We start from the raw sequence: 16,570 nt of genomic DNA on the forward strand, positions 1-16,570 counted from the left end.
CTCAGCACCATATGGTTCGCGACCTCACATGTCGTCCTCTGCCGCTTTCACCACTTACGTCCGGCACATATCGAAGGCCGGTAGCATGCGCGGAGCTCCCGAGCGGCCAGGACCCGGTCATCGGGGCCGTCGCCGCCGCCAACGCCCGCACCGCGGTCGTGCTCAACACCGGCGACCCGGTGCTCATGCCGTGGGTGCGGAACGTGTCCTCGATCCTGCAGATGTGGTACCCGGGCCAGGAGGGCGCCGACGCCACCGCCACGATCCTGCTCGGCGGGGCCTGCCCGGGCGGCAAGCTGCCGGTGACGTTCCCCGTGCGGGCCGAGGACGTGCCGACCGCGCAGCCCGAGCGCTACCCGGGCGTGGGCGGCGTCGCGGACTACAGCGAGGGCGTGCTCGTCGGCTACCGGCACTACGACGCGCACGGCATCGAGCCGCTGTTCCCCTTCGGGCACGGCCTGTCCTACACCCGCTTCCAGTACGACGGCCTGTCGGTGCGGGCCGCGGGCGGCGGGCTCAGCGTGTCCTTCACGGTCGCCAACACCGGCCGGCGCGCCGGGGTGGAGGTGCCGCAGGTGTATCTCGGCTCGCCGCCCGGCCCGCCGGTCCCGATGCCGCCCCGCGCGCTCGCCGGGTTCGCCCGGGTGCCGCTGTCGCCCGGCGAGCGGCGCCGCGTCACCGTGACGGTGCCGCTGCGCGCACTGCAGTACTGGTCGGACGGCCGATGGACCCTCGCAAGGGGCCGCCGTACCGTCCACGTCGGGTCCTCCTCCAGGGACCTGCGTCTACGTCAGGAGGTCACAGTCCGATGAGACGATTACTGATCGCGCTCGCCGCGGCGGCCCTGGCCGCCGCCCTCCCCGTGCCCGCCGCCGCGTCCGGCGGCGACCGGCCGACGGCGCGTACCGACACCGGCTTCGTACGCGGGGCCCGCGCGGACGGCGTCGACCGCTTCCTCGCCCTCCCGTACGCCGCCCCGCCCACCGGCGAGCTGCGCTGGCGGGCACCCCGGCCGGCGCCCGCCTGGCAGGGCGTGCGCGACGCGTCCCAGTGGGGCAACCGCTGCCCCGCCGCCGCCAGCACCAACGGCCCCCGCTCCGAGACCGAGGACTGCCTCTACCTCAACGTGTTCCGCCCCGCCGGCACGAAGGCCGGGCAGCGGCTGCCCGTGCTGTTCTGGATCCACGGCGGCGGCCTGCAGAACGGCTCGGCCAACCAGCACGACGGCACCCTGATCGCCCAGCTCGAGAACGTCGTCGTGGTGAGCGTCAACTACCGGCTCGGCGTGTTCGGCTACCTGGCCCACCCGCTGCTGGCAGCGGAAGCGGGCACGTCCGGCAACTACGGCCTGGCCGACCAGCAGGCCGCGCTGCGCTGGGTGCACCGCAACATCGCCGCGTTCGGCGGCGACCCCCGCCAGGTCACCATCGACGGCGAGTCGGCCGGCGGCTTCTCCGTCTGCGCCAACCTCGCCTCGCCCGCCTCGGCCGGGCTGTTCGCCCGCGCGATCATCCAGAGCGGGTCCTGCACCAGCCGCCCGTACGCGGACGGCGAGCAGGCCGGCGCCTCCGTCGCCACCGCGCTCGGCTGCACCGACCTGGCCTGCCTGCGCGGGCTGAGCGCGGCCAAGCTGGTCGACGGGCCGCAGTTCGCCTCGTTCCTGTACGGCACGCCCGCCCTGCCGGAGAACCCCGACACCGCCGTGCGGGCGGGCCGCTTCCAGCGGGTCCCCCTGATCGTCGGCGCCAACCGCGACGAGGGCCGCACATTCCTGCAGGGCGCCCGCGGCTGGACCAAGGAGCAGTACGAGGGCTGGGTCCGCGGCCTCTTCCCCGACCGCGCCGAAGCCGTCCTGGCCAGGTATCCGTGGCCGGCGCAGTCCGACCAGTTCACCTCGGCGTACCTGGCGGCGGCCGTCTTCACCGACTCCGGCTTCCTGGCCGGCCTCGGCGGCTGCCCGACGCTGCGCTTCATCGAGGCCCTGTCCACCCACACCCGCGTGTACGGCTACCGCTTCGACCACCGCACCGGCCCCGGACTGAGCCCCGAGCCGGCCGGCTACGAGTGGGGCGCGGGGCACGCCGCCGAGCTGGCCTACCTGTGGCCGAGCTTCGACAACGGAACCCCGATCGCGCCGACGTTCGACGCCTCGGAGCGGCGGCTGGCCCGCGACATGGTGCACTACTGGGGGTCGTTCACGATCACCGGGCAGCCGCGGGCCGCGTACTCGGCGCGCTGGCCGGCCTTCAACGGGACCTCCCTCGTCATGTCCCTGAGGGCGGGCGGGAAGTCCACGCCGGTCCCGCTGGCCACGATGCTCGCCGAGCACAACTGCGACCTGTGGGAGGCCGGCTGAGATGATGCGCCGCGAGGGCCGGCCGCGAGATCATGGAGGTCCCAGGACTCGCGAAGGGCGGCCCCCGTGACGAGAGTTTCCCTGATCGTGCCGTGCTACAACGCGGCCAGGACCCTGCGCCTGTGCCTGGAGTCGGCGCTGTCCCAGACCCGGCCGCCCGACGAGATCGTCGTGGTGGACGACGCCAGCGGCGACGGCTCCCCGGCCATCGCCGAGGAGCTGGGCTGCCGGGTCGTCCGGCTCCCCGACAACCGCGGCGTCTCGGCGGCCAGGAACGCCGGGGTGGAGAGCACCACCGGCGACGTGATCTTCTTCCTCGACAGCGACGTGGCGTTACGCCCGGACGCGGTCGCGGGCGCCGTCCGGATCCTGGAGGAGGATCCCGGGGTCGGCTGCGTCCACGGCGTCTACGACACCGAGCCGCTCATCGACGACGGCCCGGTCGAGTGGTATCGCCTGCTCCACCAGGTCCACTGGCGGCGCAGGCACCTCGGCGAGGTCAACAGCGTCGTGTTCGCGCTGGCCGCGATCCGCCGCTCGGTGTGGCTGGAGGCGGGCCGGCTCGACGAGGGCCTGCGCGACAGCGAGGACGTGGAGTACAGCAGCCGCCTGGCCGTGCGCACCAGGATCCTGCTCACCGACGCGGTGATGGGCCGCCACGACGAGGGGCACCGGTTCCTGCCGGTGCTCGCCGAGCAGTGGCGGCGCGCGCTGCCGCTGATCCCGCTCGCCCTGGCCACGGCCAGGCGCGGCGCAGCCAAGCCCGAGAACGCCAACAGCCGGGCCGGCATCCTCGCCTGCGCGCTCGCGCTGGCGTCCCTGCCGCTGGGGCTGGTGCATCCCGGCCTGTTCGCGGTGCCGGTCGCGCTGGTGGGGTGGTTCGTGGTGGCCGATCCGCGGCTGCTGCGGTTCGTGCACCGGGAGCGGGGGGCGGCCTTCACCGCCTACTTCATGGCCGTCCACCTGGCGGTCCACGTGGTGCTCGTCACCGGCCTCGCGGTGGGCTCCCTGCGCGTGCTCAAGGGAGCCCCCGCATGACCCCCATGACCCGCCTGACCCGGCCGCCCGGCACGCGTGGTCAGCGGAGCTGCCGCCCGGCCTTCACCGCCGTCCGGTAGACCTCGGCCGTCCCGGCGGCGGCGCGCGACCAGCTGAGGCTCTCCCTGACGAACCGCTCGCCCCGCTCGGCCAGCCCCCGGCGCAGCGCCGCGTCGGACATCACCTCGATCACGCCCCGCGCGATGTCGGCGGGCTCGCCCGCCCGCACGACGTACGCCGCGGGCCGGTCCGGATCCGGGCCGAGGAAGACCCGGGAGAAGCCGTCCCCCAGGATCGTCGCCCGGCCCATCGCCATCGCCTCGGTCGCCACCAGCCCGAACGGCTCGAACAGCGACGGGAACACGCACGCCGCGGCCAGCTCGTAGTACCCCAGCAGCTCCCGCCCCCCGACGAACCGCCCCGGGACCAGCACCCGCCCCCGCAGCCCCGTCGCGGCGACGATCCGCTCGACGCCCTCGACGTCCCCCTCGCCGAGGATCACCAGCCGCAGCCCCGGCACCGCCCCGGCGGCCGCCCGCATCGCCTCCAGCAACTGGTAGACGCCCTTCTGCCGCTCGATCCTGCCCACGAACAGCAGCACCGGATCCCCTTCCGCCAGCCCCAGCCGCCCGCGCAGGGCCGCCGCCCCGGCCCGCAGCGCGTCGCGGTCCAGCGACGGGAGCACCGCCTCGTACGTCCCGCCCAGCGGCACCACGTCGATGGGCGTCCGGGCCCAGCCGGCGGCCACGAGCTGGTCGCGCACCTCCGGCGTGGCCACCACCACCCGCCGGGCGACCCGGGCCAGCCACCGCTCCAGCGCCGCGAACACCTTCAGCGGGTCGGAGATGCTGCGCTGCGGCGCGACGCCGTACTCCGTGGTGTGCACGTGGAAGACCACCGGCAGCCGCAGCACGTAGTGGCAGAGCAGGCCCGACAGGAAGTTCGTCGAGTCGTGCACGGCGACCAGGTCGGGCCGCTCCTGGCGGCGGCGCAGCCGCAGGAAGTAGCGCCAGTTGCTGACCACGACGTTCAGCGCGAGCAGCAGGAACTCCGAGCGCCTGGTGCGGTTGAGCCGCCTTCCCCCGAGCAGGGAGCCGCGCGGCCGGTGCACGCGGACGCCGTCCACGATCTCGTCCACCGGCAGGCGGCCGTCGTTCGGCGTGTACACGGTCAGCTCGTGGCCGCGGGCCAGGTACGGGGTGATCAGCTCGGCGTACCTGCCCAGCCCGGCGGTGACGTTCGGCGGGAACTGGTTGACGACGCAGGCGATTCTCATGGGGGGCTCCGGTAGACGCGGGCGGCCGCCACGGCCACGACGGCCAGCAGGACGAGGTTGGCCAGCGCGAAGCCGGCGAGCCCGCCCGCCAGCCCCTGCCGGTGGATGCAGGCCGCCAGCACGGCCAGGGCGGGCGGCGTCCCCGCGGCCAGGCAGCCGATGAGCACCCTGGCCCCGCGCACCCCGTCCATGGACAGGGCGACCGAGTACAGGTTGAACGCCGTGTGCGCGCCGATGCCCAGCGCCGACAGCGCCATCAGGCCCGGCGAGTACGGGTACTCGCCGCCCATCACCCGGAAGAACACCGTGCTCGCGGCGAACGAGAACACCGCCGTGACCCCGGCGACCGCCGGGACCAGCCGGGCGATCCGCCGCATCAGCAGCGCTTTGTCCATGGTGGCCATCACCGGCAGCAGCACCAGCCCGACCCCGTCGGTGAACACCACGCCCAGCAGCCGCTTGGGGAAGCCGTTGTAGACCGAGTACACGCCGACCTCGGCCGGGCCCGCCCAGTGGTTCAGGAAGATCACGTCGACGCCGAAGAGCACGCCGGTGAGCGCGGCGATGACGGTCACGTACATGCCGTGCCGGTACAGCGAACGGGCCAGCCGCGCCGACCAGAGCCCCGGCCGCACCCGCACCGCCGCCAGCGCCGCCACGGCGAACGCCACGTTCGTGGCGATCAGCGCGACCAGGTACGGCTCGGCCTCCCTGATCCCCAGCACCAGCAGGCAGTAGGAAGCGGCGCCCAGGTACACGACCGCGATCGCCAGCTTGAGCCCCGCCACGAAGGCGAAGCGCTTCAGCCCGCGCAGGAAGCTCTCGGTGAGCTGGTTCACCGTCATGGACGCCGCCAGCGCCAGCCCGAAGGCGAGCGTGCGCGTGTCCACGTTCAGCGCGGCCGTGAGCAGCGGCGCCGCCAGCAGGCCCAGCGCGGCCAGCCCGGCGCTGACCGCCAGCGTGGCCGGCAGCGCCGTCGCCACCAGCTCGGCCCGCCGCCCCGGCTCGGCCCTGGGCAGCTCCTGCAGCATCACGTAGTGCAGGCTCGTCAGCATCCCGACGGTGACGATCAGCGCGATCGACAGCACCACCGTGAACTGGCCGAACGCGCTCGCCCCCGCGCCCCGCGCGATGACCAGCGTGGTCGCCGCCGCCGTGCCGCTGGCCACCGTGCTCACCAGCGTCGGCCCCGCCACCGGGCGCAGGCGCGCCGTGCGGGACTTCAGGAGCCGCACCGCTGGTACGCCCGCCGCGCGAACTCCAGGTCCTCCGGAGTGTTGATCCCGCGCGCCTCGGCCGCGTCCGTCACCGGCACGACGGTCACGGGCCGCCCTTCGGCCCGCGACAGGTGCGTCAGGAACGGCAGGAAGTTCACCTCGCCGGTGGCCGCGCCCGCCGCCGCCCCGGCCGCGTACCGCTCCCACGCCTGCCGCAGCCCGCCGGTGGCCAGGCAGAACACGCCGACGTCGCTGAGCCCGCCGGGACGGCACACGTCGCCCTCGCGGGACTGCCGCACGCGTACGAGCCCGTTCCCGTCCAGCTCGTACTCCACGTACGGATCGGCCATCGGCACCAGCGGCAGCGTCAGCCCCTCGCCCGGGTGGGCGGCCAGGACGTCGCGCACGGTCGCGGGGGAGAGGTTGGCCTGGTCGCCCCAGACCACCAGGATCGTCTCGTACGCCGCCCAGTGCGCGGCGGAGCCGAAGATCGCGTCCCCCATGCCGGTCGGCCGCTCCTGCACGCTCACCGACACCGCGCCCTCGGCGATCTCCCCGGCGGCGAGCTCCCGGAACGGGCCCTCGCCGTCGGGGGAGACGACGACGTGCACGTGCCGCGTCCACGGCCGCAGCCGCCGCAGCAGCAGGTGCCACACGGTGACACCCTCGGCCACCTCGATCATGATCTTCGGAACCCCCTGGCCCAGCCGCGTCCCCCGCCCCGCCGCCGGGATCACCGCGCAAACAGTCACTTGTCCTCCAGCAGGGACACGATGTCCTCCAGCCCGCGCACCGCGACCGCGCCGGGGGCGGGCTCGGTGGTGTGGACGTGCAGCGTCGCCAGGCCGGCGCCGACGGCGGAGGCCACCCCGTGGGCGGAGTCCTCCAGCACCACGGCCTCGGCCGGATCGACGCCCCACCGGCGGCAGGCCAGGCCGTAGAACTCCGGGTCCGGCTTGCTCACCGGCACGTCGTCGGCGGTCAGCACGTCGCGGAAGCACGCCCCCAGCGACGAGCCCGCCAGCACCCGCTCCACCGACCCCCGGCTGCCGGCGGTGACCAGGTACGCCACCCGTCCCCGCGCCGCCAGCCGGTCGAGCAGCCGGCGCGCCCCCGGGAACGGCCGGACCCGGCCCGCCGCGACGAACTCCCGGTAGAGCCCCTGCTTGCGCCGCGCCAGCCGGGCCGCCACGTCCCGGTCCCCGGTGAGGAGCGCGGCGACCTCGGCGGTGCTCGCGCCCGCGTGATCGGCGTACCGGAAGGACGGGAGGGCGGCCGGTACGAGCTCGGCGACGGCCTGCCGGAACGCGGCCTCGTGCGCGGGGAAGGAGTCCACGAGCGTCCCGTCGAGATCGCACAACCACACCCGCCGCCCGGCCACCAGCCCCGCGACCGGCCCCGCGACCGGCCCCGCGACCGGCCCCGCGACCGGCGCACCGGCGCCGACGGCGCTTCCCCGGGCGGCGCCGGGCGAGGGGGCCTTCTGGACGGCGCCGGGTGCGGCGCCCGTGGGGCCGCTCATCCGGCCCGTGCCAGCGGGATCTCGCCGAGCACGGCCCGCAGCGCCTCGGCCGTGCGCGGGCCGTCGTGCGTGCCGGGACGCCCGGCGTCCTCGACGTCCGCGCCGATCCAGCGGGCCCCCGCCCAGCAGCCGCGCTCCACGACCCCGAGCGGCACGGCGGGACCCCCGGACCCGCCCCGGCGGCTGAGCACGTGCGTGATCGTGCGCCGCTCGTTGCCCGGGTCGCCCAGGTACGCCAGCGTGCGGTCCACCAGGTCGGTGGCGGTCAGCCCCTGGATGTCGTGGTCGCCCCCGAGGTTGACGACGAACACCCTGGCCGCGGCCCGGCTCTCCGCGACCGCCCCGGCCAGCCCCGGCGTCAGGTAGCTGGGCAGCAGCGACGAGTGCGGCGTGCCCGGGCCGTACACGATGAGGTCGCTGTCCCGGACGGCCGCCAGCGCCTCGGGGCTGGGCGTGACCGTGGCGGCGCGCCGCGCGAGCAGCTCCGGCGACCCGGAGAGCTCGTCCGGGCCGGGCGGCTCGCGCAGCAGGAACAGCCCGGTGATGGCCACCGCGTCCTGCGGCGCGACGATGTCGGCCTCGTCGGCCAGCACCCGCCCGTCCTCCTTGAGCGCGACCAGGAACGCGTTCTCGCCGCCCGTCACGTTGAGCAGCCGCGCCGGCGACCCGAATGTGTGCGCGCACGCGCGTACCGCCGCGTTGAAGTCCTCGCCCAGGCGCAGGTAGGCCCCCGCGAGCACCAGGTTGCCCAGCGCGCAGCCGGCCAGGTCGAGCCCGTCCGGCTCGGCGCGCAGCCGCCCGGCGAACACCCGCAGCTCCCGCGCGATCCGGTAGTCCAGCGGCCCGTCGGCCAGCCGCGCCAGGTCCGCGGCCGTGGTCCCGGCCGGCAGGCGGCGTTCGAGCAGCTCGCGCCGGGGGTCGCCGGGGTCCAGGTGGAGCAGGAGGTTCTTGCGGAAGTCCGAGGGGCCGAGCATGCCCGGCAGGTAGCGGCGCAGCGCGCCGGTGGACAGCCCGTTGTCGTACCCGTTGATCAGCAGGGACAGCTCCAGCCCCGGCACCCGCAGGAGGGCTCGGGCGATCCCCGCCGCGCCGCGCCCGCCGCTGAACATGGCGACCCTCACCGGACCTCCTCGTGGCCCGCGGGGACCCGCAGCACGCCGCGCCGCAGCAGCCAGTGGCGCAGCCCGAGGTAGCCGACGAACAGGGCCCGGTCGCGCGCCCCCCGCCAGAACCGCCAGCCCCGGCTGCCGCCGCCCCGCTCGCGGTGCTCGATCGGCAGCTCCACCCACGCGTGGCCCAGCTCGGCGACGCGGGCCGTGATCTCGGTCGAGCAGTTCATCCCGGCCGACTCCAGCGGCAGCGCGCGGAACAGCGGCCCGTGCACCACCTTGAAGATCGAGTTGAAGTCGCGGTAGCGGGTGCGGTGCAGCAGGTTGCTGACCGCGCCGCTGGCCGCCGACCCCCATCGGTACGGCAGGCTGTCGGCCTTCCTGATCCGGGCGCCCGAGAACGCGAGCCCCGCCCCGGCGCGGATGCGCTCGATGAAGCGGTCCAGGTTCGCGATCGGGAACTGGCCGTCGGAGTCGAGCAGCACGACCCAGTCCATCCGGGTACGCGCGATCGCGGCCGCGATGGCGGCACCCGCGCCCCGGTTGCGCTCGAACGTGACGACGACGAGCCGCGGGCACTCCGCCCGCAGGCCCTCCAGGATCCGCCCGGTCGCGTCGGCGCTGCCGTCGTCGCACACGACGATCTCCCAGGCGCCGATCGCCGGGTTACGCTCCAGGTAGTCCCGCCATTCCGTCACCGCGGCCGCGATGTTGTCCGCCTCGTTGTACGCGGGCGCCGCCACCGAGATGTCGATGAGCGGCGCCGCGGCAGGCGTGTTCGGCAAGGGTCACCTCCTCCGGGTGGCATCCGCGCCGGCTCCCGTCAGGCGCGCGATCCAGCGGTCAAGGGGAAGCAGGTTGATGCCCACGATCAGCGGGACGTGCGCCAGCGTGAACCAGATCGCCGCGCCGAACGTGATCGGCCCGCCGGTGAACAGGTTGATGTGCGGGGCGTCGATGCGCTCGGGGATCGGCACCGGGTTGACCACCTGCCACATCACGTCCAGGAATCCCGAGAACACGATCAGCACCCCCGTGGCCATGATCTTCAGGCAGCGGCCGGGGGAGCCGCCGCCGATCCGGTACGCGGCGGCGGCGGTGAGCACGATCCCCGGGTAGAGCAGCAGGTAGAGATGGGTGTAGAAGCCGTCGCCGTACGCCCGCGCGCCGTCGCCGTAGTAGAACCAGCTGATCCGCGGGATCAGGTAGCCGGTCAGGAAGACGAACGGGGCGTACAGCAGCCAGTGCAGGCGTGGCGACACCCACGGGAAGAACGCGATCGCGCAGCACAGGAAGGCGAAGGCGAGCAGCTTGGCCACGAGCTGCCAGGCGGCGCCGATCTCCCGGGCGTGCGGGGTGGCCAGCCAGACGAAGGCGAAGCCGGCCGCCCCGATGGCCAGGGCGATCCACCAGATGTGCGCGGCCCATGGGCGCCGGGCGTCGAGAAGGGGGTCGGGATGGTTCACTGCCGGTCCTCGTGGAGGGGGGCCATGGGGGAACGCGCTCGCGGGAGCGCTCCCAAACGCAGTATGGCACCTGTGCCCGCAATGGTGGCCTCAATACCAAATATCGGACCCGCCGGAATTGTCTGGCCTATTGACTAACCGTAGTGAAGGGGCAAAAGGCCAGCTCCACCCTCTTGCTTCAAGGTATCTGGAAATCTGGAACGTTTTACTCGCGAATCGGCACGAGCGGGCCTGCCTGGGATGTCAAGCCCTCACTCTCGACGTGATTGCGCCGGCCGTTAGCCGCCCCTCAATTGGGCAAATCTCAGAATTTATGGGCATGTGTGCAGTTCAAGCGGGGTCTGATAGGCTTGGGAGCGCTCCCGCGCCTGATCCGCATTCTGGGCCCGAAACACTGGTTTCCGGATCGCCGGAACCAGGCCCTGTGGAGGATCCGGCCGGGTGGCATCCCTGCGGGGCCCGCGTCTCGGCGCGACGGCGGGCGAGGGCCGGACCGAATCCTCCAAGGCGTAGAGCGTTGATCCCGGGCCGGAGCTCGGGAATTGCCGGACGATCTCACGATATGTGGACTGTTGCCCACATATGTCCGACATATTTCGCGACGATAGATCGGGCTTTTCGTTTCTGTCAACATAAGTCGGCCGATCATCGAAGTAAGGTAGTACCCATGACAACGGGATCCAACGGCCAGAGCGCCGGAGCGGGGGCGCTGCTGGCGATCCTCCGGGACGGGCGGGCGCGCACCCGCGGCGAGCTGGCCCAGCTCACCGGCCTGTCCAGGTCCACCGTGTCGCAGCGGCTCGACGCGCTGATCGCCGGGAGCTGGGTGGTGGCCGCCGACGACTCGATCTCCTCCGGGGGCCGCCCGGCGGCCGTGTTCGCGTTCAACGAGGGCGCGCGGGTGGTGCTCGCGGCCGACCTGGGCGCCACCCGCGCCCGCCTGGCCGTGCTCGACCTCGGCATGACCGTCCTCGCCGAACGGGCCGCAGACCTGCCCGTCGACCGGGGGCCCGAGCCCACCCTGGAGTGGGTCGCCACCGCCTTCCGCGAGCTGCTGGCCGACGCCGGGTATTACCTCGACCGGGTGTGCGGGGTCGGCGTCGGGCTGCCCGGGCCGGTGGAGCACGCGTCGGGACGGCCGGTGAACCCGCCGATCATGCCCGGCTGGGACGGCTTCGACGTGCCCGGATGGCTCGGGTCGCGGCTCGGCGCACCGGTGCTGGCCGACAACGACGTGAACATCATGGCGCTCGGCGAGCACTGGGCCGCCGGACCCGAGATCGACCACCTGATCTTCATCAAGATCGGCACCGGGATCGGCTGCGGCATCATCTCCGGCGGCCGGCTGCACCGGGGCGCGCAGGGCGCCGCGGGGGACGTCGGCCACATCCGGGTCCCGGCGTCCGAGGCGCCCTGCAGGTGCGGGAACACCGGCTGCCTGGAGGCGGTCGCGGGCGGCGCGTCCATGGCCGCGCAGCTGCGCGCCGCCGGGGTCGACGCGCACGGCAGCCGGGACGTGGTGGCGCTGATGCGCGCGGGCGACCTGCGCGCCACGCGGCTCGTCAGGCAGGCCGGCCGCGAGGTCGGCGCCGTGATGGCCTCGATCGTGAACTTCTTCAACCCCTCGCTCATCGTCATCGGCGGGGACGTCGCCGAGGCGGGCGAGCAGGTGCTGGCGGGGGTCAGGGAGACGATCTACAGCCGGTCGCTCCCGCTGGCCACCCAGCACCTCGGCATCAGGTCGAGCCGGCTCGGCGACCGGGCGGGCGTCGTCGGAGCCGCCGTCATGGTCGTCGACCACGTGCTCGCGCCGGACGCCATCGATCAGGCTTTCGGGCACCATTGACCGCTTCTGCGCGGCGTAGTAACAATTGATCGTCGCAGGCTCCCCGCGCGGTGGCATGTTCGTGGAGCCCGGCACAGTTACGCCGTGACGTGGTCGGCGCACGCGTCCCTCGAGAAAGGGAAACACGCGTGAGCCAGCTCCATGAGCAGGAAGAGGCGCTCCGCCGCACGTTCGGCCTGAGCCGCCGCCGCCTCCTCGCGGCCACCGCCGGCATCGCCGCCGCGGCCGCCGTCCCCCTCGCCCAGCCCGCCGCCGCCGACCCCGTGCAGGCCCAGGGCGGGTGGAACCGGCCGCTGATCCCGCCGGGCAAGCGCGGCATCATCCTCTACACCGTCCGCGACGCGATCGGCCGCGACCCGGCGTCCACCACCCTGCCGTCCGGCTTCCGCCACGTGTTCGAGGCGCTCGCGCGCATCGGCTACCAGCAGGTCGAGTTCGCCGGGTACCGGCAGCACGCCAACGCCGAGGGCGGCGCGAACCTGGAGACCGTCGAGGGCGCCCGGCTGCTGCGGAGCTGGCTCGACGACAACGGGCTGCGGGCCGAGGGCAACCACGGCTTCATCCCGGCCTCGTGGCCGCTGAGCACCGCCGACCTCGACCGGTTCAAGCAGGTGCTGGAGATCGCGAACATCCTCGGCCTGGACCACGTGGGCACCGGCTCCGACCCGACGGGCAGCGCGTACAAGGCCGACTGGGACGTGGCGGCGGAGAAGTGGAACGCGCTCGGCGAGCTCGCCTGCCGGGCCGGGGTCAAGCTCTACACGCACAACCACGACGCGGCGTACGCGTTCCTGCTCGACAGCGGCCCGCTCGACGACCAGGGCCGGCCCACCCGCTCCTCGGGCATCCGCAAGCTGGAGTACTTCTTCGGGATCAGCGACCCCAGGCGGGTCTACTTCGAGATGGACATCTTCTGGGCGCACGTGGCCCAGTTCAAGCACCGTACGTACACCGCGCCCGACGGCTCGGCGCAGACCGACGTCTTCGACCCGCTCGCCACCGTGCTGGCGCAGGAGAAGCGGTTCCCGCTGTTCCACGCCAAGGACGGCACCGCCAACCCGGGCACCGCCAACGGCTACGACATGGTGCCGTTCGGGGCCGGGGACATCGACTACGCCCGCTTCTTCGGCCGGCTCCGCTCCAGGGGCCTGCACAACCCGATGTACGAGCAGGACAACGCGCCCGGCACGGACCCGGGCCAGTCGCTGCAGTACGCCGAGCTCAGCTACCGCAACATGGCCGCCCTGCGCGGCTGACCCCCACCACGACGCCGGACCGCCACGCGATCCCTGCCGTTGCAGCGGCAGGCGTGGCGGCCCGGATCATGACACTCCTCGTCCTAGGAGCGGCATCACCATGCAGCGTACCCTCGCGGTGCTCGGCGGCTTCTTCCTCGCCGCCACCGCACTCGTCTTACCCGGCCCCGCCCAGGCACACGAACCGGCCACCGAGTGGTCGAGCTACGAGAAGATCACGCTGACCAAGAACGTGGGCGAGCCGATCGACCTGGCCGTCCTGCCCGACCGGCGGGTCCTGCACACCGCGCGCAACGGCGACATCAGGCTGACCGACCCGGCCAGCGGCGTCACGAAGATCGTCAACACCGTCCCGGTCTACAACAACTCCGAGGACGGCCTGCAGACGGTCTCCCTCGACCCCCGCTTCGACGAGAACCACTGGGTCTACCTCTACTACGCGCCCAAGACCATGTCGGCGCCGTACCCGGAGACGACGCCGACCGGTTCGGCGCCCAACTCGCTGCCCGCCGGGGCCGACGAGACGTACTGGAACCAGTGGAAGGGCTACAACCAGCTCTCCCGCTTCAAGTGGACCGGCAACGCGCTCGACCTGTCGACCGAGCAGGTCATCATCAAGGTCGAGACGCAGCGCGGGCAGTGCTGCCACGTGGCCGGCGACGTGGACTGGGACGCCGACGGCAACCTCTACCTCGCCACCGGCGACAACACCCCGGCGGGCGCGCCGGGCGCCAACGGGTACGCGCCCAACAACGACGCGCCCGGCATGAACCCGGGCTTCGACTCACGGCGCGGCGCGGGCAGCAGCGACGACCTGCGCGGCAAGATCCTGCGGATCAAGGTCGCGGACGACGGCACGTACACGATCCCCCAGGGCAACCTGTTCCCGCCGGGTACGGCCAAGACGCGGCCGGAGATCTTCGTGACCGGGGTGCGCAACCCGTTCCGGATGGACGTGGACGGGGAGACGGGCACCCTGTCGTGGGCCGACTACGGCCCCGACGCCGGCACCCCCGACCCGAACCGGGGCCCGCTCGGCTACGTCGAGTGGAACATCACCCCGCTCACCAAGCCCATGAACAGCGGCTGGCCGTACTGCACGGGCGACAACTTCAACTACAACGACTGGGACTTCGAGACCGCCCGGCCGGGGCCGTGGTTCGACTGCGCGGCCGGGCCGCTGAACACCTCGCGCTGGAACACCGGCATCGACCGGCTCCCGCCGGCCGTCCCCGCCGACCTCTACTACGGCGACAACAACACCCACCAGCCGGCCGAGTGGGCCGGGCTCGTGGACTTCGACCCGCAGGGCGGCCAGGGGCCGATGGGCGGGCCGATCTACCACTACGACCCGGACAACCCGGCGCCCGGCAAGCTGCCCGCGTACTGGGACGGCAAGGCGTTCTTCGCCGAGTTCTCGCAGGACTACCTGGCGGCGTTCACCGTGACGTACCCGGACGGGCCGGTCACCAAGCTGGAGCACTTCCTGCCCAACGCCGAGCTGCGGGACGCCGCGCAGCCCATCACCGACAGCCCGATGGACATCGAGTTCGGACCGGACGGGTCCCTGTACGTGCTGGAGTACGGCGACGGGTTCTTCCGCGCGAACCCCGACGCCGGGCTCTACCGGATCGACTACACCCCGGACAACAAGACGCCCCAGGCCAGGATGGCCATGGACAGGACGTCCAGCGGCCAGGCGCCGCTCACGGTCGCCTTCGACGCGTCGTCGTCCAGGGACACCGAGCCGGGGACACTGACGTACGAGTGGGACTTCGACGGGAACGGCACGTTCGACGCCACCGGGGCGACGGCCACGCACACCTACACCGAGTTGGGGCAGTACGTGGCGCGGCTGCGCGTCACCGACTCCGGCGGCCGGGCGGGCCTCACCTCGGCCGAGATCACCGTCGGCAACACCGCGCCCGAGGTCAGCGTCCAGACGCCGCCGGACGGCGGGTTCTTCGACTGGGGGAACGCGGTGCCGTACAAGCTCGCCGTGCATGACGCCGAGGACGGCGACAGCCCGGTGTGCACGCGCATGCAGTGGACGTTCGGTCTCGGGCACGACGTGCACGCCCACCCCGAGACCACCGGCACCGGCTGCACCGGCGCCTGGCCGACGCCCGCGAACGCGCCCGAGCACGGCGAGACGGAGAACATCTACGGCGTGGTCGTCGCGAGCTACCGCGACAACGGCGCCAACGGCATCCCCGGCGCGCTCGGCGAGGCCGCGCTCACCCTCAACCCGAAGCTCGCGCAGGCCGAGCACGCCGACCAGAGCAGCGGCGTGACCAGGACCGCCGACGACGGGGCGTCGGGCAAGTTCAAGATCACCTCGTTCGACGCGGGGGACTGGCTCGCCTACGACCCGGTCAACTTCACCGGAATCACCGGGGTCCAGACCAAGGCCTCGGGCGCGGGGACGCTCTCCCTACGCTGGAAGTCGCCCACCGCCGCGCCGTTCGCGACGGTGACGATCCCGCCGGGTGACAGCCGGCAGACGATCACCACCGCGCTCGCCGACCCGCCCGCGGGAACCGGCCGGCTGTACGTCACCTCGACCGGCGGCGTGGACGTGGACGCGTTCACCTTCCAGGGCGGGGGCGTCGCGGACACCAGCCCGCCCACCGTCACGGCCACGCTCAACCCTGCCTCGCCCGACGGCGCGAACGGCTGGTACACCCGCAACGTCACGCTCACCGTCACCGCGACCGACAACGGCACGGTGGCCTCCCGCCAGTACTCGCTCGACGGCGGCACCACCTGGGCGAACGCCGCCAACCCGGTGACGCTCAGCGCGGAGGGCGCCAAGGAGGTCCGCTACCGCGCGACCGACAACGGCGGCAACGTCTCCCAGGTCGGCACGGTCACCGTGAAGATCGACAAATCGGACCCGGCGCTGACGGTCACCGGCGTGGAGGCCAAGCCGTACGGCGACTCGGGCACCGTCACCCCGGTCCTGACGGCGACGGACGCGGTCTCGGGGGTGGAGGGCGCCACGGCCAAGCTCGACGGAACCGCGGTTCCCTCGGGCGCGCCCGTACGCCTCTGGACCCTGCCCCTCGGCGACCACTCCCTCGTCGCCACGGCGACGGACCGGTCGGGGCGGACGGTGACCTCGACCGTCACGTTCTCGACCACGACCTCGTACGGTGACGTGCGCGCGCTGATCGCGCACTTCAAGAAGGCGCGCACGGTGACCGCCGCAGGCGCTCGGGAGCTGCTGGAGCAGCTCGACGCGGCCGAGTGGCACGAGAAGCGCGGCAGGCCGGGGCAGGCGATCGAGGCGCTGAAGCGCTTCATCAAGGCCGCGGGCAAGAACGCCAACGTCCCCGACTCCACGTCCCGCACGATCCTGACCCGCGACGCCCAGGCCCTCATCAACCGCCTCACCAACCCGTAACGCTTCGCACGGGCAGTGCCCGGCCCCGCCGGTGTTCCGGCCTCCGCACCCGCCGTACCGGTCTTCCGGCCTCCGGCG

Annotated in this window: 13 protein-coding genes; 6 read left to right on the plus strand and 7 right to left on the minus strand. The window is 73.3% G+C overall.

Annotated elements, in window-relative coordinates:
• From ACWEPL_RS61895 to ACWEPL_RS61905, 3 genes are all read left to right on the plus strand, one after another.
• Nucleotides 1-812, plus strand: an 812-nt coding sequence (locus ACWEPL_RS61895; protein ID WP_452442264.1) for a glycoside hydrolase family 3 C-terminal domain-containing protein, incomplete at its 5' end; no start/stop codon positions are given.
• Nucleotides 809-2,356, plus strand: coding sequence for a carboxylesterase/lipase family protein (locus ACWEPL_RS61900; RefSeq protein ID WP_452442265.1), 1,548 nt, complete (start codon nt 809-811; stop codon nt 2,354-2,356). The genes ACWEPL_RS61895 and ACWEPL_RS61900, both read left to right, overlap by 4 nt.
• Before the next feature lie 66 nt (nt 2,357-2,422).
• On the plus strand, nt 2,423-3,394 hold the full coding sequence (locus tag ACWEPL_RS61905) for a glycosyltransferase family 2 protein (RefSeq protein ID WP_449898723.1): 972 nt from the start codon (nt 2,423-2,425) through the stop codon (nt 3,392-3,394).
• Between the two features lie 40 nt (nt 3,395-3,434).
• On the opposite strand, the gene ACWEPL_RS61910 is transcribed toward ACWEPL_RS61905, so the two are convergent.
• The 7 genes from ACWEPL_RS61910 to ACWEPL_RS61940 are packed head-to-tail and all read right to left on the minus strand — an operon-like array spanning nt 3,435 to nt 9,984.
• Nucleotides 3,435-4,670, minus strand: coding sequence for a glycosyltransferase family 4 protein (locus ACWEPL_RS61910; RefSeq protein ID WP_452442266.1), 1,236 nt, complete (start codon nt 4,668-4,670; stop codon nt 3,435-3,437).
• On the minus strand, nt 4,667-5,905 hold the full coding sequence (locus ACWEPL_RS61915) for a lipopolysaccharide biosynthesis protein (protein ID WP_452442267.1): 1,239 nt from the start codon (nt 5,903-5,905) through the stop codon (nt 4,667-4,669). Before ACWEPL_RS61915 ends, ACWEPL_RS61910 begins: the two co-directional genes overlap by 4 nt.
• Nucleotides 5,893-6,639, minus strand: coding sequence for an NTP transferase domain-containing protein (locus ACWEPL_RS61920; RefSeq protein WP_452442268.1), 747 nt, complete (start codon nt 6,637-6,639; stop codon nt 5,893-5,895). The genes ACWEPL_RS61915 and ACWEPL_RS61920 overlap by 13 nt, the downstream gene beginning before the upstream one ends.
• Nucleotides 6,636-7,409, minus strand: a complete 774-nt coding sequence (locus tag ACWEPL_RS61925; RefSeq protein WP_452442269.1) for an HAD family hydrolase — start codon at nt 7,407-7,409, stop codon at nt 6,636-6,638. The genes ACWEPL_RS61920 and ACWEPL_RS61925 overlap by 4 nt, the downstream gene beginning before the upstream one ends.
• Nucleotides 7,406-8,530 (minus strand): 2-phospho-L-lactate transferase CofD family protein, encoded by a 1,125-nt coding sequence (locus ACWEPL_RS61930; protein WP_363969863.1) that lies wholly within the window; start codon nt 8,528-8,530, stop codon nt 7,406-7,408. Before ACWEPL_RS61930 ends, ACWEPL_RS61925 begins: the two co-directional genes overlap by 4 nt.
• Nucleotides 8,527-9,303, minus strand: coding sequence for a glycosyltransferase family 2 protein (locus tag ACWEPL_RS61935; protein ID WP_452442270.1), 777 nt, complete (start codon nt 9,301-9,303; stop codon nt 8,527-8,529). The genes ACWEPL_RS61930 and ACWEPL_RS61935 overlap by 4 nt, the downstream gene beginning before the upstream one ends.
• 3 nt (nt 9,304-9,306) lie before the next feature.
• Entirely contained in the window at nt 9,307-9,984 is a 678-nt protein-coding gene (locus ACWEPL_RS61940; protein WP_452442271.1) for a hypothetical protein, read from the minus strand.
• Nucleotides 9,985-10,651: 667 nt separating this feature from the next.
• Here ACWEPL_RS61940 and ACWEPL_RS61945 point away from each other — a divergent pair.
• From ACWEPL_RS61945 to ACWEPL_RS61955, 3 genes are all read left to right on the plus strand, one after another.
• Nucleotides 10,652-11,830, plus strand: coding sequence for an ROK family transcriptional regulator (locus ACWEPL_RS61945; protein WP_452442272.1), 1,179 nt, complete (start codon nt 10,652-10,654; stop codon nt 11,828-11,830).
• Nucleotides 11,831-11,958: 128 nt separating this feature from the next.
• Nucleotides 11,959-13,086 (plus strand): sugar phosphate isomerase/epimerase family protein, encoded by a 1,128-nt coding sequence (locus ACWEPL_RS61950; RefSeq protein ID WP_452442273.1) that lies wholly within the window; start codon nt 11,959-11,961, stop codon nt 13,084-13,086.
• Between the two features lie 100 nt (nt 13,087-13,186).
• Nucleotides 13,187-16,492, plus strand: coding sequence for a PQQ-dependent sugar dehydrogenase (locus tag ACWEPL_RS61955; protein ID WP_452442274.1), 3,306 nt, complete (start codon nt 13,187-13,189; stop codon nt 16,490-16,492).
• Nucleotides 16,493-16,570 lie beyond the last annotated feature (78 nt).

The sequence above is a fragment of the Nonomuraea sp. NPDC004186 genome (genome assembly GCF_053603495.1).